Genomic DNA, 17220 nt, shown 5'->3' on the forward strand with positions numbered 1-17220 from the left:
ACGACCCGGGAAAAGTGCCGAAAGCGCCGTCGAAACCGACCAGGCGGTGGGTTGAAGCACCCCGTCGTCGTAGTGTAACTTAGTAGAGGTGTGAGAGATGGTAGACGACGGTGACCCTCCGAAACAACTGACGGCGCTCGACACCGAGGTGTGGAACGACGTCGACGACGCCCCGTCGACGGACGCCCTGTTTCGCGCCCTCGCGAACCGGCACCGGCGGCGCGTCCTCTGGTATCTCGTCGACGACTCGGAGACGACCATCGCCGAGTTGGCCGACGCCCTCGTCGGGTGGGAAGCGTCCGACAACGTCATCGTCGGGCCGGAGGCCAGACGCCGCGTGTACGTCTCGCTTCACCACCACCACCTGCCGATGCTCTCGCAGGCGGACCTTCTCACCTACGACGCCGACAGTGGGGCCGTGCGACTCACGACGTCCTCGAAACCCGTCGAAGACGTGATTCGATTCAGCCACCGCTACGAGCACGCGCTCGCCCGACGAGACGAGCGATGACCCGCCCTGACGAAGCGGTGGTGCCGCCGTGACGGCGGCGGCGTCGCTCCGAACGGTGCTGGACGAGGCGAGGCGACGCCGGAAGTCGCTGGTCTACTACGCGTCGACTGCCGACGAGTTCGTGGAGCAGTTCGACGCGCGGAACGTCGAGGTTCGGTTTCGCGAGTCTCCGCCGTTGGGGCCCGAACCGTTCGCAGTGATTCGCGACGACGGCGACGACGGCGAGGTTCGCGGCGTCGTCCCCGTCGCCACGCTTCGAGCGTTCGTCGAAGGGCCGCGCCTCCCGGACGACGGGACGCGGCGTCTCACTCCCGAGTACCGGGCCGTCCTCGAACTCCTCGACGACACCGTGTTCGCGTCGCTGGACCGCCGCCAGTTGCTCCTCACCTCGCGCGAGTTCGAGGACCGCGCGTGGCGCGTCGGCTACGGGACGCTTCACGTCGGATTTCAGACTCCGGCCGCCTTTCGCGCCCAAGCGTCGACGTACCGGCGACTGGCCGGCGGGTCCGCTCTCGACGTGCACGTCTACCTCGTGGCTAACGACGAGACGGACGACGAGGCGAACGAGATTCCGTCGATTCCGGGCGTCACCGTCCACACCGAACCCGCGAGCGAGATTCGGCCGTACTGGTTCCTGGTGTTCGACGGCGGCGGCACCACCGACCAGCAGTTCGCTCTCGTCGCCGAGGACCGAGACGACGGCACGTTCTACGGTGCGTGGACGTACGACCCGAGTCTGGTCGCGACGGCGCTCGGACGACTCCCTACACCCGGCGACGACTTCGGTTCGGCGGACGACTTCGGTTCAACCGACGGGACGCGGTAGCAACGCCTCTCACTCCTGATTCGCCTTCCAGTCGAGGTAGCCGAGGACGCCGCGAGCGTTCAGCTTCTCTTCTTCCGTCGCTTTCCGTTCGCCCCACACGCTCACCATCTGCGTGTTGTCCGCGAAGTGCTGGGCGACGGCATCGTCGTCGCCGAGTTCCTCGCGTTTCTGTCGGACGGCTTCGACCCACTCGACGAGCGTCCGCTTGTACGACTCCATCAACTCCTCGTCGTACTCGCGGGGACCGAAGTGGCCGAAGCAGAGTATCTCCGGGTCGATGTCTTCGATGGTCCGCACGTCGTCGAGCGACTTCTCCAGGTCGAACTGCGACGGCGGTGACGTCGGCCGAATCTCGCCCGTCTGCGGGACGTAGATGCCCGCGGCGTCGCCGGTGAACAACACGTCGTCTTTCGAGTCGTGGAACATCGTCTGGTGGGGGGCGTGTCCCGGTGCCTCGACGACCGACAGCGACCGGTCGCCCAGCGGTATCTCGTCGCCGTCCACGAGCGGTTCGATTCGGTGCTGGGGGACGGGTTTCGGGTCGGCGTAGTACTCCCACTGGATGCCGACGGCGGCCTTCGTCCCCTCGACGAGTCGTTCGGGGTCGACGAGGTGCGGGACGCCTATCTTGTGCGTGAACACCTTCGCGTTCGGACACGCCTCGGCGAGGTGACCCGCCCCGCCCGCGTGGTCGAGGTGGATGTGCGTCGGCAGGAGGTACCTCACGTCTTCGCGGGCGACGTCGAGTTCGTCCAGGGCGTCCAGGAGATACTCGTGGTTCGTCCCGAGACCCGTGTCGACGAACGTCGGTCGCTCGGCGTCGAGGAAGTAGACGGCACCGTACTTCTCCGTCCCGTACGCGCCGACGTCGATGCAGTAGACGTCGTCTGTTCCGGGGACTCTCGTCACGTCACCGATGGTCATGGCGGATGCGCGACGCCCGCGGTGAAAAGCGTTCGGACGGCGGTCGTCGGCGTTCGGACGGCAGTCGTCACTGGACGGGTCCGAGACCGGTTCACGGGGATGCGACACGGTTTTGCCGCATCCCTCTGAATCGAGACGTATGATTAGCAGACAGTTCCTCCGAGAGAACCCCGAGACGGTTCGGGAGGCACTCGAAAAGAAGGGGATAGACGACGTGGACCTCGACCACGTTCTCGACGTCGACGACGAGTGGCGGTCGCTGAAGAAACAGGGCGACGAACTCAGACACGAGCGAAACGAGACCTCCTCGAAGATTGGCGAACTGAAGGCCGCGGGGAAAGACGAGGAGGCTCAGGAGGCCATCGACCGGTCCCAAGAACTCAAAGCGGAGTTGGCCGACGTCGAAGACCGAACGGACGAACTCGAAGCCGAGTTGGAGGAGCGACTCCTCGAACTGCCGCAGATTCCGCACGAGGACGTCCCCGTCGGCGCGGACGAGACCGAGAACGTCGAACGCCGTCGCGAGGGCTTCGAGAACCTGCGCGAGTTACCCGACGACGTCGTCCCTCACTACGACATCGGTGAGGAACTCGACATCCTCGACTTCGAACGCGGCGCGAAAGTGACCGGCGGCGGGTTCTACTTCGCGAAGGGCGAGGGGGCGCGTCTCGAACACGCTCTCGTGCAGTTCATGATGGACGTCCACCGCGAACAGGGCTACGTGGACGTGTTCCCGCCGATTCCGGTGAACTCGCGGTCGATGGTCGGCACCGGCCAGTTCCCGAAGTTCACCGACGACGCCTACCGCCTCGGCGCGTCGAACGAGGACGAGTGGGACGACGACGACCTGTGGCTCTTACCGACGGCGGAGGTGCCCGTCACGAACATGTACCGCGACGAGATTCTGCTGGACGACGACCTGCCGGTGAAGCATCAGGCGTACACGCCGAACTTCCGCCGCGAGGCCGGCGAACACGGCACCGAGACGCGAGGCATCGTCCGCGTCCACCAGTTCAACAAGGTGGAGATGGTAAACTTCGTCCGCCCGGAGACGTCGTACGAACGCTTCGACGAACTCGTCGACGAGGCCGAAGAGGTGCTTCGCCGCCTCGAACTCCCGTACCGCATCCTCGAGATGTGTACGGGTGACCTCGGCTTCACGCAGGCGAAGAAGTACGACATCGAGGTGTGGGCGCCCGGCGACGACATGGACGAGGGTCCCGAGGAGGGCGGCCGGTGGCTCGAAGTGTCGTCGGTGTCGAACTTCGAGGACTTCCAGGCCCGACGCGCCGGACTGCGATACCGACCCGAGCGCCACGAGGCGGCCGAGTACCTCCACACGCTGAACGGGTCGGGTCTCGCTATCCCGCGCGTCGTCGTCGCCATCCTGGAGTACTACCAGAACGACGACGGGACGGTCACCGTCCCCGAGGCGCTCCGTCCGTACATGGGCGGACTGGAGACCATCGAGGGAACTGAACCCATCGGTGAGTCGGCCGTCGGCGCGGGCAAGAAGGACTGACTGCGCCGCGATAGTTCGAGCTTAATCCGACGTTTATCGCCGAAATCGGTCGAAATTCGGCTGTACTCGCGGTCACGGACGACCCCCTACTTGTCCCCGGAGGCCGACGGCGAGTGTATGGAAGACGTGACTCGTCTGTTCGATATCGGGGGGTCGCCGTGACGCCCCTCTCTCACGACGCGCCGTGGCGAACGGTCGGCCGACATCGGTTCGACGCGCCGGACGAACTGGACGCGACGCTCGCCACGTCGCTCCGTTCGAACGGGGCGACGGACACTCGACTCCGGGGTATCGACTCCGAAGAGGCGGAGAACCTGCTGACGTCGGCACGCGACGCCGACGTCGAACTGGAGGTTCACGTCTACATCGACGACCGACTCGTCCGCATCGACACCGACGGCGTCGTCGCGGTCAGAGACGAGTAGCGCATCTCACTCGCGGACGAACGTCTCGACCCGTTCGACGCCGTCGTCGCCGAACGTGAACACGTCCGCGAACCGAAATCGCACGTCGCCGTCGGCGCCGACCAGTCTGCCGCGGGCGACCCACTCGGCGTCGCCCCCGCCCCCGCGCCCGTCCGCATCGCCGTCGACGGCGCGGTAGACGCCCGACAGGTCGTGCGTCGTGTCCGTCTCGGGACGGTCCGCTCGCATGAAGGAGACGAACGTCTCCCGACCCGAGAACGTTCGGTCGGGTCTGTCGTGGACGAACGCGGGCGAGAGAAGCGACGAAAGCCGGTCGTAGTCGCCCGCGTCGATGGCGTCGTAGTAGCCGCGAACGGCGGTGACGCCGCTCCGACGCCCGTCCGTTCGGTCCGTCCGTTCCGCCGCGGCGTCGCCGCGTTCCGAATCCGTCGCGTCCATACCCCGACAGTCGCCCTCGACGCACCTACGTCCGTCGGCCGCCGCGGGACCGTCCGCCCGCGTCGTCGCTCCGTCTCTCGCCCTCGGCGCACGACGAACCGCTTTTCTCCGCCCGTCTCCTCCCGCCGAACGTGACCGCCGACACCGACGACGCCGACACGGCCGACCGGACGTACGCCCTCCACGTCCGGTACGAGGGCGACGACGACCCGGCGAAATGTACCGCCCGGAAACTCGCGAAGTTCGACCTCGCGGACCTGCACCGCTCGGACCGCGAGACGCCGTACGGCGTCGTGTTGAACCCCCACGCCGAACGCGCACTCTCGCCCGCCGACGCCGACACGGCCAACGTCGTCGCCCTCGACTGCTCGTGGGAGTCGGCCGGCGAGGCGATGTTCTCACTGCCCGGCGACCACCGTGCGCTCCCCTACCTCGTCGCGGCCAACCCCGTCAACTTCGGCCGCCCGATGCAACTCACCACCGTCGAAGCCGTCGCCGCGGCGCTCTGTATCTTCGGCGAGGACGACCACGCGGAGCGAATCCTCTCGAAGTTCACGTGGGGGCACACGTTCCTCGAACTGAACGAGGAACCGCTCAGGCGGTACGCGGCGTGCGCGGACTCGACCGAGGTTGTCGAGATTCAGCAGGAGTACCTCGATAGGGGGGAGTGAGTTTCCGCGAGGCCGTCGCTGTCCCTGTCACCGTTACCCATCGCTGCCGCCGCTGTCACCGTCACCCTCTCGCCGCCGTCGGCCGCTCGTTTACCGCCCCTTCGCCCACGACCCGACCGCACCCGCGAGTGCGCTGTCGACGGCGAAGAGGACGGTGACGAACAGGCCGACGAGGAAGACGCCCGCCCCGCCGAGGAGGGCACCGAGTGGCCCGCCGGCGAGTCCGAGCGCACCGCCCAGAAGCGACAGGAGGAGCGTCAGCACCAATCCGGAGAGCGACCCGGCGATGAGACCGTTCCACGCGCCGTTACCGAGCGTTCCGCCGGCGAGGTAGCCCGCGGCGAACCCGCCGACGAGTCCCGCGCCAATCTGGCCGATTACCGGCACCGAGAGGCCGACGGTCCCGACGACGAGTATCAGGAGGAAGCCGACGCCGACCGCACGCCAGTCCGTGTTCATATCCCGGGGTACGCCGTTCTCACGGAAAAACCGTCGCCTCGGTTCGGCGTCTCGGGGGTCGCGAGTGACACGTCCTGCCGCGCGACGGCCGAACGGACGCGCTTTTACCCCTCGACCGAATAGAGTGTGCAACATGATTTACGAGTCCCTCCCGACGACGCCGCGGTCGGAGGAACTTGTCGACAAGGCGTTCTCTCGCGCCGCCCGGTCCGGTCGGGCGAAGTCCGGGTTAGAGGCCCAGGAGTCGATGCTCCAGACCGCCTCCTCTATCCTCTCGGACAACTTAGAGAACGTCGTCACCGAGTGGCCCGACTTCGGCACTGTCGACCCGTTCTACTACGAACTCGCGGACGCAATCGTCGACGTCGACGAACTCAGACAGAGCCTTTCGGAGGTGACGTGGGCGAGTCGGCAGATAGCCGAGATTCGCCGCGAGTACCAGTCGAAGATGCGAAGGGCGGACAGAGACACCGCCAGAAAACACCGAAAGCAGGCGTTCGCCCGCATGGCGGACATCATGGACGAGATTTCGGGAGACCTCGTACGCATCGGTGCGGCCCGCGACGCGCTGAAGAACCTGCCGGACATCCGCCCGGACGAACCCGCAATCGTCGTCGCCGGCTACCCGAACGTCGGCAAGTCCTCGTTCGTCAACCACGTCACCCGCGCGTCGAACGAAATCGCGCGGTATCCGTTCACGACGAAGGGCGTCCAGATCGGACACTTCGAGCGCGACCGGATTCGCTACCAGATAATCGACACGCCCGGCCTCCTCGACAGGCCCGAGGAAGACCGCAACGACATCGAGCGACAGGCCGTCAGCGCCCTCGAACACCTCGCGGACGCCGTCCTGTTCGTCGTCGACGCCAGCGGTGGCTGTGGCTACCCGCTCGACGCGCAGTTGGAACTCCGCGACGCCGTCGAAGACCGGTTCGCGGAGCGAGACATCCCGGTGCTCACCGTCTGTAACAAGAGCGACGAGTCGACCGACGTCGAGGCCGACTACTACATGAGCGTCGAGACGGAGGAGGGCGTCGACGACGTCCTCGACGCCGCCGTCGACGCCGTCGCGTGGAGTCCCGACATCCCGCCGTCGCGACAGGAGTAACGAAGCGTTTCGACGCGATTGTACTCGGAGTCGGTTCCGTTTTGACGCGCTTACTCCGCTTCGTACGTCACCGTGACGGACGCACTGACCGTCACCGGACCGGGTTCGAAGGAGGTCGAACCGCCGGCGGCGTCAGCTTCCTCGTACGCCCGCGCGTCGACGGGGTAGAACCCGCCGCTGGTCGAAACGCTGTGGACGCCGACGATGCTGAGGTTCGCCGCGGACGCCAGCGTGTCGGCGTCGGTCTTCGCGGCGTCCATCGCGGCGTTCAACGCCTCCGCGCGCAGGTCGGCCCGCGCCTCGTCGCTGAGCGTGAAGGCCACCGACTGCACCTGGTCGGCGCCGTTGCCGACGGCGACGTCGACGACTTCACCCGCACGGTCGGGCGAGACTTCGATGGTGTACGCGTGGACGGCCTGGTAGCCCGTCACGTTCCGGTGTTCCTTGCTGTAGTCGTACTGCGGGTAGATTTGGAAGTATGCCGTCGAGACGTCGTCGTCCGAGACGTTCGCGTCGCGGAGCGCTTGGCGCATCTGCGCGGCGCGGTCTGCGACCTGCGCGCGCGCCTCGTCTGCCGAGGACGCCGTCGCCGTCACTGCGACGGTGAGCACCGCGAGGTCGGCGTCGGCCGTCACTTCGCCGTTTCCGGAGACGGTGATGGACCGTCCGAGCGTGCCGTCCGCCTGCTGGTCGTTCTGCACGTTCGCGCCGCCGTCGGCTTGGAGGGGAGCGAGACACCCGGCCAAGAGGACGAGTGCGGCGAGGGCAATCGGGAGCACCAGCGTTCTGGCTGTTCGTTGCATACCCACTGTTCGTCGGCTCGAAGCATCAACTCGCCGTAACGACAAAGAGTTCTTTCAGTTATCGCCCGTACCCCCCGCGTCAGGCGTTGCTGACGGCGACGTACCGCACTTCCACCCGCACGTCTCGACTGCCGAGCGGACCCAACGGCTCGGGGGCCAGTCCGTCGATGTGCGCCCGGATGTCGTCGGCGACGCGCGGCGGTTGGCCGTCTGGCGGGTAGCCGACGGTGACGACGACTCGCTCCGGCGTTTGGAACGGGAAGCCCTCGTACACCACGTCCATCGACACCAGCGACGCCTCCGCGGGCAGTTCGGCCTCGATGGCCTGCTGTGCGTCCGTCTCGAACGTCGACGTCCGGTAGGTGCCGTAGGTGACGCCGACGAGCACCGACGAGAGGAGCAAGAGGACGACGCCGATAGTCGCCAGTCGGGCGTACGTCGACGAGCGCGCGTCGTCCTCGCGGAACCAGAGGTGGGGGCGGTAGCCCAACTGCCAGAGAACGATGAGAGCGACGAAGTTGATAGAGAGCAGATTGACCGAGACGAGCACGAGGGGGCCGAGCATCGCCACCGGTTCGCCCCACGCCAGCGCGATGCCGACGACGGCTATCGGCGGGACCAACGCCGCGGCTATCATGACGCCGACGAGGACGGACGAGACGCCCGAGGAGAGCGACACCGCACCCGCGGCTCCCGCCCCGAGGGCGATGACGAGCGACAGCACGTCCGGCGCGAGTCGCTCTCGAACCTCGCTGATGGCGAACACCTCTTCGGCGGTCAGTGGAACCACACCGGAGAGGCGAAGCGCCAGCGCGAACAGCGACGCCGAGGTGATAGCGATAACGCCGCCGAGCGCCTGCAGTTTCAGTCCGCGGAGCGCGAGTTCTCTGTCGTCGATGACGGTGCCCACGCTGGCGGCCATCGCCGGACCGACGATGGGAGCGATGACCATCGACCCGACGACGACGGCGGGAGAGTCGAGGAGAACGCCCGCCGTCGCCGTGACGACGCTCACGATTATCAGGAGTACGTACGACGGGAGCGGCGGAGCCATGTCGGACGCCGTCGCGTGGAGTTCCTCGCGGGCGATTCGGTCGCCGTTCTCCTCGTCCTCGTCGTACTGTTCCTCCAGCGCCTCGAATCGCTTCGAGACCACCGTCTGCGCGTCGAGAACGACGGTGTAGGCATCGCGTTCGATGCCTACGTCTCGCAGGTCCGCTAACACCGGTTCGACCGCGTTCGTCGGGAGCGGAAACGAGACCAGCGCGGTGTAGTCGCGTCCGCTCGTCTCGTCGGAGACGGCGTAATCGATACCCTCGTCGTCCAACACCCCGAGAACCGCGTCTCGCTTGCCCGTCGGAATCATCACCTGTACGAGTCGCACGGTGGAACGTTCCGTGGAGACGAGAAAAAACCCGACGACGTTGCCTCGTCCGGTCGTGTCCTCCCCGCGGGACGAACGACGTCTACGCGTCGGCGTCGAGTCGTCTCAACACCGGAATCTCCCCGATTCGCTCTGCTGTCAGTATCGACCAGTCCACGCCGCCCGGCCTCTCGCGCGCCGTCTCCGTCCGAATCGTTCGCTCTGGCGTGCAGACGAGGTCCATCGGCACGTCGTGGTCGTCGGGCGTCACCTCCTCGTCGGGGACGACCTGTACCTCGTGCACCGTCGTCGCCACCGTCGTCTCGGCGTCGACGGCACCCAACTCCGCGAGGACGGCGAACTCCAAATCGGCGTAGCCCTCGCCTTTCCCGACTCTGTCGCCCGATTCGCTGACGGCGACGCTCCCGGAGACGACGAGGTCCGCGTGCGGCATCTCGTCGGGGCCGACGGCCCGCGCGTACTCGTCGGCGTGCGAGACGGTCGGCGCGCGGTCGTACTCCGCCGGCGGAATCTCGGCGGGGTCGAGTTCGAGAAACGGTCTCTCCTCGCGGAGACGCGGCGCGGCCAAGAAGACGGTCTTGCCGTCGCGGAGTGCCCGGCGGCGGAGCGGTAACTGTGGCGAATCGGGGTTACACTTCAGCACCGACGCCGTTCGGTAGGCGTCCGTCTCGACGAGTCTCTCGGCGGCGTCTTCGGCCCCGACGAAGTTGGGGATGCGGCCCCGCGGCGGGAACGGAAACCGTGCGATGCCGTCCGCCTCCATCCGGTCCCAGACGCGTTCGCGGAGCGACTGCTTGTCCATACGGTCCGTTCTTCGGCCGCGTGTTATAGTAGCATCTGCAACTGTCTAGCTCATCCGACCGCACTCCGCCGTCGGCGGCGACGACGCTACTTCCCGACTCTATCCGGGTTCTCGACGCCGTCCAGCAACTCGGCGGCGCACTCCAGTATCGTCTCGGCGTCGGCGTTCGCCGCGTCCGCGACTTGCTGGACGTGGACGGCCAACGGCGACAGCAGGTCGTACACTTTCGCGTCCAGGTCGTCGTCGCTCTCGTCGGCGTGCGCGTGGACGTAGTCGGTCCCGTTCTCGTACTGCACCGCCGCGAAGAACGACTGCGGCCGTTCGACGTCGTCGCTCAGGAGGGCCGCCGCGTCTCGAAGCGCTTGGTCGAACTCCCCGGACGAAGCGCCCGGTCTCGGCCCGTCGGCGGCGTGGCTGGTACTCTCTGACATTCGTCTCTACTGCTCTCTGAACGGTCTCGTTGATAAATGTATCGTAGGACGAGAATGTAGTTCCGAGGCGACAGTTCCTCGGACGGGAGGGACGACGATGCGACCGTGGCGCGACACCGCAACGTCAGCGTTAACCGATGCGATAGCGTGCGTTCGCACATGTTCGAAGACCGCCCGAACTGTCAGGAAGTCGTCCTCGTCGGGCGTTCCAACGTCGGCAAGTCGACGCTCATGCGCGAGTTGACTGGCCACTCGAAGTTCACGACGGGCAAGAAACCCGGCGTGACGCGGAAGCCGAACCACTTCGATTGGTCCTCCGAGAAGTTCATGTTCACCGACCTGCCGGGGTTCGGGTTCATGTCCGGCGTCGGCGAGGACCGCCGCGAGGAGATAAAGACCGACATCGTCCGGTACATAGAGGAGAACGCCGACGACATCCTCGCGGGCGTCCTCGTCGTCGACGGCAAGAGCGTCGTCGACATCATCGACCGGCACTCCGGCCCCGACGAGATACCGCACGACGTGGAGATGTTCCACTTCCTGCGCGAACTCGGGATTCCGGTCGTCGTCGCCGTCAACAAGATGGACAAAGTCGACGACAGGGACGAACGCCTGAACGACCTCTGTGACCGTCTCGGCCTGATGCCGCCGTGGAAACAGTGGTCCGACGTCGTCGCGCCCATCAGCGCGAAGCGAGGGAACGTCGACTCGCTGTACGACGCGCTCGGAACGCACTTTCACGAGCAGAAGCGGGACGACCTGTTGAAGTTCGTCAGCTAGTCGAGTCCGGTGAGGTAGACGCGAACCGAGACGGTCGTAGAAGAGGGGTTGCACGTCGCCAGCGCGGAACTCCCGTCGGGGAGCGTCACCGGGACTTGCGTCGAGATGCCCGCCTCGATGCCCTTCCGTATCGCCGTCCCGAACTCGGACTGTTCGTCCCACGGAAGGACGTTCCACACCGACTCCCCGACGTCAGTCTCGTCGATACCGAGACGCTCGCGCGTTCCGCTCACGTAGTCGAGCGTCCCGTCGCCGCTGATTCCGAACATCGGCACGCCGAGGCGGTCCAAGATTCGTTCGAGTTCGTCGATGTGCGCGCGGTTCGACCGGTCGCGGCCGACGCCGCAGATACCGAACGGTTCGCCCTCCCCGTCGACGAGGAGCGACCCGGTGAACTCGTACGCGCGGGCGTTTCCGTCGTTCGTCTGCACCGTCGCCTCGATGGTCACGTCGTCGCCGTCGAGGACCGTCGCGATGGCCTCTGCGATGCGCTCTGCGTCCGCGTCGCCGAAGAACTCCGTCGGATGCATCGCGGCGATCTCCTCGTCGGTGTAGCCGGTCTGGTCGACCAGCGCCTGGTTCCAGTGGAGGAACCGTCCCGAGGTGTCGAACACGTAGAACACGTCCTCCATCGCCTCGATGGCGGCGTCGAGGAGCTTTCGGTTGCGCGCGGCCTCTCGGGTCGCCCGCGACGCCGTTATCGACTGCTCGATTCGCCGCGCCAGCACCTCGAACTGGTCGGTCCCCATCTCCTTTTTCAGGTAGTCGGTCGCGCCCGCACGGAACGCGTCGCCGGCCACCTCCTCGGAGCCTTTGCCGGTGAAGAGGATGAACGGCAGGTCGGGGTAGTCGGCACGGACGCTCCTGAGGAAGTCGATTCCAGTCTCGTGAGTCATCTCGTAGTCGCTGACGATGCAGTCGACGTCGTCGGCGTTCGCCTCCATGAACTCGCGTGCCTCGGCCGGGGATTCGGCCGTGTACGTCCGCGCGCGAGGGAGATGCCGTCCGACGAACGTCGCTGCGGCATCCACGAACGCGCGGTCGTCGTCGACGAAGAGGACTCCCACGTCCGCTTCGACGTCTGGGTCGTGGCCGTTCACGTACGGGTACGCGGGGGCGACCCTCTTAACTCTCGCAGTTGTCTCACGTCGATTCCCCGGTCGTGTCTTCCGGTTTATACGCTCTCGCTGTGCGGTGGCGGTAGGCACACGTCCGTCTCGGGATGGTCGCGCCGCCACGACCCCCACGTCGTGACCGTCGACGGACGGAAAACGAGGCGCGTGCCCGACGCCGGACCGCACACCGCCCGCGCGAGGAGTTGACTCCAGTAACTCCCCGTCGCGTCGTCGACGAGGACGAGGTTGCCGCTGTTTCGCACCGCGGCGTCGGCGTCGTTCAGCGACGCGCCGAACGCCCGTCCGTCGAGGACGCTCGCTTCGGTGTAGATTCGCGGCGGACGCCAGAGGTGACCGCTCACGCGGAACGTCGTCGGGCGTCCGGCGACGAGACGTTCGGCGACCATCCCGGAGCGACAGATGGGACAGTAGGTCACGAGGAGTGGGCCGCCGAACTCGTCGTTGACGACCTCGTGCCACCAGAGTATCGAGAGCGGATACGCCCGCGCGTCGCCGCCGCGTTCGACGCCGACGACGACGCTATCGTCCGACAGGCCGCCGTCCGAGGGGTCCGTCGCTCCGCGCCCGCCGCCCGCGTCTCCCCTCGCCGTCGACCCGATTCGATACCGCTCGGCGACGCGGACCCCGCTCCAGTCTCGCGCGAACGCCGGAGCGACGATTGCGCGAATCCCCACGTCGTCGACGGGCGGGCGTTCGCACAGCGTCCTCGGGAAGCCGTTCTCGACGACTCCGTCGGGAGTTCCCGGCCCCCCTCCAGCCCCTGTTGCCGTCGACGCCGGAGACGCCTCACCCCGCGGGTCTTCCGCCGTCTCGGTGTCCGCCCGCGGGGCGGTACACCCGGCGAGTGCGCCGCCGACGCTGCCGACGGCGGCGAGAAGCCGTCGACGGCCGATACGCTGCGGAATCACGACGTGAGGTCGGAGGCGGCGGGAGAAGACGGTCGCGCGGCTGTGTGGAGTTCTCGCACGGTCAGAAGGGCGACTCGGGCGTTAACTGCCTCGTCACACGGGGCTCGGTGGGGGTAACCCTCGTCACTGTCGCCCGTTCGACGGTAGACGGGGGCGACATTTCACGGTTGTCATCGCCGCTCGCCGGACGTTCCACCGACCTCTTCGTCCCACGCCGCGTTCTCGGCGTGTTCGGCGGCGACCGACGCCACCGACTCGGCGTCGAGGAGGCCGTCCTCCGTCGCGAATCCGTCTACGTCCGCCGCGGGCACCCGTTCGAACGTCGGACAGTAGACGGCAATCTCCGCGCGGCCGTCGTACACCGCCTCGCGCGGGGACTCCTCGTCGCCGACGCCACCGTCGCCCGTCGGCCGAATCTTGTCGCGGGCGGCGACGACGTAGACGGGGACGCCCGCCTCCCTCGCGGCCAGTGCGAGCGCTCTCGTCCCCGTCTTGTTGACGACGCTCCCGTCCGGGTCGACGGCGTCGGCCCCGACGAGGGCGGCGTCGACGTCTCTCGACGCGAGTGCGGCCGGAAGCGCCGCCTCCGTCGTCAGCGTCACCCTCGCGTCCGTCTCTCTTGCCACCGTCTCCGCGACGGTGACTCCCTCCCGTTCCGGCCGCGACTCGCTGACGACGACGTGCGTCGGGTCGAGTTCGCAGAGCGCAGTCGTGACCGTTCCGGACCGCGAGAGCGTCGCGACGGTATCTGCGCTGGCGTCCCGAAGTCGTCGGACGGCCGTTCGCGCCGCCTCGTCGTCGGCGTCGAACGCCGCGAGGAGTGCGAAGACGGCGGCCGTATCGACGGACTCCGGGTCTCGGCTTGCCGTCGAGAAGACGCGGTTCACCCGGTTCGCGACGGCGGCCATCCCCGGCCGCGCGTCGCGGAGTTCGCGCCCGACCGCCGCGACCGTCTCCCAGTCGTCGGCCTCGCAGGCGGCGTCTCTCAGGACTTCGAGCGCGCGAGCCGAAATCCACGCCGACCCGTGCGTCCGGTCCTCGCGCACGGTGTCGACCGTCGGCGCGACCCGTCGCCACGTCTCCCACAGTCGCGGGACGGTCCGTCGCTCCCGTATCACCGTCGGGTCCGCCCACTCGACGGCCGCGAGTTCGTCGCTCGCCGTCACCGTCCGCGACGACGACTCGAACAGGAACGGGTGGACGACGAACGGCGGTTCCGCGCCCTCTCGTCCCTCGACGTCGACTGTCTCGCCCGCGCGGACGAGTTCGACCGCCGACCCGTCGAGACCCGTCTCCTCGCGGAGTTCGCGCCACGCGTCCGACTCGGGGTTCTGGGGGTCGCTCTCGACGTACCCCGACACGCCCGCCCACCGGCCGGGATAGGTCCCGGCGTCGTCGCTCCGGCGCGCGAGGAGCAGTTCGCCGCGGTTTCTGACGAAGCAGGTGACGACGTGTTCCATACCGCTCCCTACTCGCTCGGGGATAACCGTTTTTGCGCCGACGGGAGTACGCTCTCGTATGTCCGTGGAACTCGCCGTCGTCAGCGACACGCACGTCCCCTCCCGCGCCGCGGAGATTCCCGAGTGGGTCGAGACGCGGATTCGCGCGGCCGACCACGTCGTCCACGCGGGCGACTTCGACTCCGCGGCGGCGTACGACCGCGTCGTCGAACTCGCGGGCGGGGCCGACAACCTCACCGCCGTCGTCGGCAACATCGACCCGCGGACGTTCGACCTCCCGGTGACGGCGACGCTGTCGGTCGAAGACGTGCAGTTCGTCGTCACCCACGGTTCGGGGTCCAGAGAGGGCTATCACGAACGCGTCGCCGCGACGGTCCAAGAGGAGGGCGGAGAGAACGCCGTCGGCATCTCCGGGCACACTCACGAACCGGCGGACGAGTACGTTGCGGGCGTCCGTCTCCTCAATCCGGGGAGTGCGACGGGCGCGGACCCGGCGTCCGAGACGACGATGTACACCATCGTCGTCGACGGGGCGGACCTGACGGTGACGCTCCACCGCGAGTGACGCCGACCGGTCGCCGTGCCTTTCCGTCCCGATGGGAGAAGGCGGTGTTACTCGTCGGCATCTGTCCGCTTTTTACCCGTCCGGACCCGAGCGACGAGCATGCAACTGTTCGCCGTTCCCGACGTGCCGGAGATACGGCCGGGAGACGACCTCGCGGCCGTCGTCCGCGACCGAGTGGACCTCCGCGAGGACGACGTGGTGTGCGTCGCCTCGACGGTCGTCTCGAAGGCCGAGGGCCGCCTGTTCGACCTCGAAGACTTCCCGGCGGGGCCGCGCGCCCGCGAGATAGCGCAGACTCTCGAAGCCGCCACCGGCGAGGAGAAGGACCCGCGGTTCGCGCAGGCCGTCCTCGAAGAGAGCGTCGACCTGCTGATGGAATCGCCGTTCTTGTTGACCGAGACCCGGTTCGGCCACGTCGGCGTCAACGCCGGTATCGACCGCTCGAACGTCCCCGACCACGACCTGCTTCTCCTCCCGAAGCGACCGTCCGAGAGCGCCGAGCGGATTCGCTCGGAACTCCCCGCCGACCGCGTCGTCGTCACCGACACCTGCGGGCGACCGTTCCGCCACGGCCAACGCGGCGTCGCCATCGGGTGGGCCGGGATGCACGCGTCGCGCGACTGGCGCGGCGAGACCGACCGCGACGGGCGCGAACTCGGCGTCACGGTGGAGAACGTCGTCGACGAACTCGCCGCCGCGGCGAACCTCCTCACCGGCGAGGGCGACGGCGGGACGCCCGTCGTCGTCGTCCGCGACTTCGAGTGGGGCGACCACGCCGGCAGCGACAACCACTACCGAGAGCTAGCCGGCGACTTCGTTCGGCAGGCTATCCGGGGGTGGCAGTATGAGTGATGGAGACGGGTCCGGCGACCCGACGCTCGGCGTCGAACTCACGCCCGAACACCCCGTCCCCGAGGTGGTCGAACGCGGCGTCGCCGCCGAGAAAGCGGGCTACGACACGGCGTTCGTCTCCTGTCACTACAACAACCGCGACCCGTTCGCCGTCCTCTCGCATCTCGCGAGCGAGACGGAGGACCTCCGCCTCGGCCCCGGCGTCGCCAACCCCTACGAGATGCACCCCGTCACGCTCGCGGCCAAGACGGCAACCGTCGCCGAACTCTCGGGGGGACGCGCCGTCTTCGGCATCGGCCCCGGCGACCCCTCGACGCTCGCGAACCTCGGCCTCTCGGACGAACGCGGGCTTCGCTCCGTCCTGGAGGCGTTCAAGGTCGCCCAGCGCATCTGGGACGGCGAACGCGTCAGTCACGACGGGACGTTCGAGGCGACGGACGCGGGCGTGAACTTCGACGTGCCGGGCGAGATTCCCGTCTACGTCGGCGGCGAAGGGCCGCACATGTGCCGAATGGCGGGCAAACACGCCGACGGCTTGCTGTTCAACGGCTCTCACCCCGACGACCTGTCGTGGGCCAGAGACAGAGTCGCGGAGGGCGTCGCGGACAGACCCGACGAACGCGGCGACTTCGAACTGCTCGCGTACGCCAGCGTCAGTATCGGCGACGACCGCGAGGAGGCACGAGAGGCGGCACGGCCGCCCGTGGCGTTCATCGCCGCCGGTGCGGCCCCGCCGGTGCTCGACAGACACGGCGTAGACCGGTCGGTGGCGAGCGACATCGGCGAGAAAATCTCCGCGGGCGAGTTCTCCGAGGCGTTCGGCCTCGTGACGCCCGCGATGGTGGACGCGTTCTCCATGGCGGGAACCGAAGACGAGGTGACGGAGCGGATGGCCGGCGTGTTGGAACACGCCGACGGCGTCGTCGTCGGTTCTCCGCTCGGACCGGACCCCGACGAGGCGATTACGCTCGCCGCCGACGCGATGCGTCGGGCGCGCTCGAACCCATCCCGGTGAGGCCGTTCAGGGCCGCGCCGAGGACGAGATAGCCGAAGACGAGACTGGAGACGGTGACGAACGCGGCACCGAACAGGAACGAGACGGCGGTGAGGGGGTCGACGCCGAGGAACACGTCTCCGACGAACGTCACCACGAGTTCGAGGACGCTCACGAGTAACTCCACGACGAAGTCGATGATGCTGACCATGATTTCCGTT

The 17220-nt window shown here is 67.6% G+C and carries 21 protein-coding genes; 10 read left to right on the forward strand and 11 right to left on the reverse strand.

Translation table 11 applies throughout. The features are described 5' to 3' along the window. The first annotated feature begins 97 nt into the window (after positions 1 to 97). Positions 98 to 511, forward strand: coding sequence for a winged helix-turn-helix domain-containing protein (locus BM282_RS09235; RefSeq protein ID WP_089879784.1), 414 nt, complete (start codon positions 98 to 100; stop codon positions 509 to 511). 28 nt (positions 512 to 539) lie between these two features. Further along, positions 540 to 1337, forward strand: coding sequence for a DICT sensory domain-containing protein (locus tag BM282_RS09240; RefSeq protein WP_217642699.1), 798 nt, complete (start codon positions 540 to 542; stop codon positions 1335 to 1337). Between the two features lie 9 nt (positions 1338 to 1346). On the opposite strand, the gene BM282_RS09245 is transcribed toward BM282_RS09240, so the two are convergent. Beyond that, positions 1347 to 2261, reverse strand: coding sequence for an MBL fold metallo-hydrolase (locus BM282_RS09245; protein WP_089879787.1), 915 nt, complete (start codon positions 2259 to 2261; stop codon positions 1347 to 1349). Between the two features lie 139 nt (positions 2262 to 2400). Between BM282_RS09245 and serS the strand changes: the two genes are divergently transcribed. Both serS and BM282_RS09255 read left to right on the forward strand, forming a co-directional pair. Then, complete coding sequence (gene serS / locus BM282_RS09250) at positions 2401 to 3783, forward strand: serine--tRNA ligase (protein ID WP_089879789.1); 1383 nt, start codon at positions 2401 to 2403, stop codon at positions 3781 to 3783. 158 nt (positions 3784 to 3941) lie between these two features. Next, entirely contained in the window at positions 3942 to 4208 is a 267-nt protein-coding gene (locus BM282_RS09255) for a hypothetical protein (RefSeq protein ID WP_089879791.1), read from the forward strand. 6 nt (positions 4209 to 4214) lie between these two features. On the opposite strand, the gene BM282_RS09260 is transcribed toward BM282_RS09255, so the two are convergent. Then, complete coding sequence (locus BM282_RS09260; RefSeq protein WP_089879795.1) at positions 4215 to 4646, reverse strand: nuclear transport factor 2 family protein; 432 nt, start codon at positions 4644 to 4646, stop codon at positions 4215 to 4217. 131 nt (positions 4647 to 4777) lie between these two features. Between BM282_RS09260 and BM282_RS09265 the strand changes: the two genes are divergently transcribed. Continuing rightward, on the forward strand, positions 4778 to 5317 hold the full coding sequence (locus BM282_RS09265; protein ID WP_089879800.1) for a DUF367 family protein: 540 nt from the start codon (positions 4778 to 4780) through the stop codon (positions 5315 to 5317). A 90-nt stretch (positions 5318 to 5407) separates the two neighbouring features. Here the strand turns inward: BM282_RS09265 and BM282_RS09270 are convergent, their stop codons facing one another. Further along, positions 5408 to 5776, reverse strand: a complete 369-nt coding sequence (locus tag BM282_RS09270) for a DUF5518 domain-containing protein (protein ID WP_089879803.1) — start codon at positions 5774 to 5776, stop codon at positions 5408 to 5410. Positions 5777 to 5909: 133 nt separating this feature from the next. Here BM282_RS09270 and BM282_RS09275 point away from each other — a divergent pair, with 133 nt between their 5' ends. Further along, on the forward strand, positions 5910 to 6884 hold the full coding sequence (locus BM282_RS09275; protein WP_089879806.1) for an NOG1 family protein: 975 nt from the start codon (positions 5910 to 5912) through the stop codon (positions 6882 to 6884). 50 nt (positions 6885 to 6934) lie between these two features. On the opposite strand, the gene BM282_RS09280 is transcribed toward BM282_RS09275, so the two are convergent. The 4 genes from BM282_RS09280 to BM282_RS09295 form a co-directional block, all read right to left on the reverse strand. Further along, on the reverse strand, positions 6935 to 7687 hold the full coding sequence (locus BM282_RS09280) for an SIMPL domain-containing protein (protein WP_089879808.1): 753 nt from the start codon (positions 7685 to 7687) through the stop codon (positions 6935 to 6937). 79 nt (positions 7688 to 7766) lie between these two features. Then, a complete protein-coding gene (locus BM282_RS09285) occupies positions 7767 to 9071 on the reverse strand; it encodes a TIGR00341 family protein (RefSeq protein ID WP_245758333.1) in 1305 nt (434 codons plus the stop codon). An 82-nt stretch (positions 9072 to 9153) separates the two neighbouring features. After that, a complete protein-coding gene (locus BM282_RS09290; protein WP_089879811.1) occupies positions 9154 to 9873 on the reverse strand; it encodes a 5-formyltetrahydrofolate cyclo-ligase in 720 nt (239 codons plus the stop codon). Positions 9874 to 9959: 86 nt separating this feature from the next. Further along, a complete protein-coding gene (locus tag BM282_RS09295) occupies positions 9960 to 10304 on the reverse strand; it encodes a hypothetical protein (protein WP_089879814.1) in 345 nt (114 codons plus the stop codon). A gap of 159 nt (positions 10305 to 10463) precedes the next feature. Here BM282_RS09295 and engB point away from each other — a divergent pair, with 159 nt between their 5' ends. Beyond that, positions 10464 to 11084, forward strand: a complete 621-nt coding sequence (gene engB / locus BM282_RS09300; protein ID WP_089879817.1) for a GTP-binding protein EngB — start codon at positions 10464 to 10466, stop codon at positions 11082 to 11084. On the opposite strand, the gene BM282_RS09305 is transcribed toward engB, so the two are convergent. The 3 genes from BM282_RS09305 to BM282_RS09315 form a co-directional block, all read right to left on the reverse strand. Further along, positions 11081 to 12184 carry a PAS domain-containing response regulator gene (locus tag BM282_RS09305; protein ID WP_175501465.1) on the reverse strand — a complete coding sequence of 368 codons (1104 nt, stop codon included), beginning with the start codon at positions 12182 to 12184 and terminating at the stop codon, positions 11081 to 11083. The genes engB and BM282_RS09305 overlap by 4 nt on opposite strands. A gap of 74 nt (positions 12185 to 12258) precedes the next feature. Next, positions 12259 to 13128 (reverse strand): DUF3179 domain-containing (seleno)protein, encoded by an 870-nt coding sequence (locus BM282_RS09310; RefSeq protein ID WP_245758334.1) that lies wholly within the window; start codon positions 13126 to 13128, stop codon positions 12259 to 12261. A 170-nt stretch (positions 13129 to 13298) separates the two neighbouring features. Further along, positions 13299 to 14588: an NUDIX domain-containing protein gene (locus BM282_RS09315; RefSeq protein ID WP_089879822.1), complete on the reverse strand. Its 1290-nt coding sequence runs from the start codon at positions 14586 to 14588 to the stop codon at positions 13299 to 13301. A 58-nt stretch (positions 14589 to 14646) separates the two neighbouring features. Here BM282_RS09315 and BM282_RS09320 point away from each other — a divergent pair, with 58 nt between their 5' ends. The 3 genes from BM282_RS09320 (at position 14647) to BM282_RS09330 (ending at position 17020) form a co-directional block, all read left to right on the forward strand. Further along, a complete protein-coding gene (locus tag BM282_RS09320) occupies positions 14647 to 15153 on the forward strand; it encodes a metallophosphoesterase family protein (RefSeq protein ID WP_089879824.1) in 507 nt (168 codons plus the stop codon). A gap of 99 nt (positions 15154 to 15252) precedes the next feature. Continuing rightward, on the forward strand, positions 15253 to 16005 hold the full coding sequence (locus BM282_RS09325; RefSeq protein ID WP_089879826.1) for a coenzyme F420-0:L-glutamate ligase: 753 nt from the start codon (positions 15253 to 15255) through the stop codon (positions 16003 to 16005). Further along, entirely contained in the window at positions 15998 to 17020 is a 1023-nt protein-coding gene (locus BM282_RS09330) for a 5,10-methylenetetrahydromethanopterin reductase (RefSeq protein ID WP_089879828.1), read from the forward strand. Before BM282_RS09325 ends, BM282_RS09330 begins: the two co-directional genes overlap by 8 nt. Here BM282_RS09330 and BM282_RS09335 read toward each other — a convergent pair. After that, positions 16968 to 17210 carry a hypothetical protein gene (locus tag BM282_RS09335; protein WP_089881096.1) on the reverse strand — a complete coding sequence of 81 codons (243 nt, stop codon included), beginning with the start codon at positions 17208 to 17210 and terminating at the stop codon, positions 16968 to 16970. The genes BM282_RS09330 and BM282_RS09335 overlap by 53 nt on opposite strands. Positions 17211 to 17220: the final 10 nt, after the last annotated feature.

Origin of the sequence: Halogeometricum limi, assembly GCF_900115785.1 — an archaeon.
Lineage (GTDB): Archaea > Halobacteriota > Halobacteria > Halobacteriales > Haloferacaceae > Halogeometricum > Halogeometricum limi.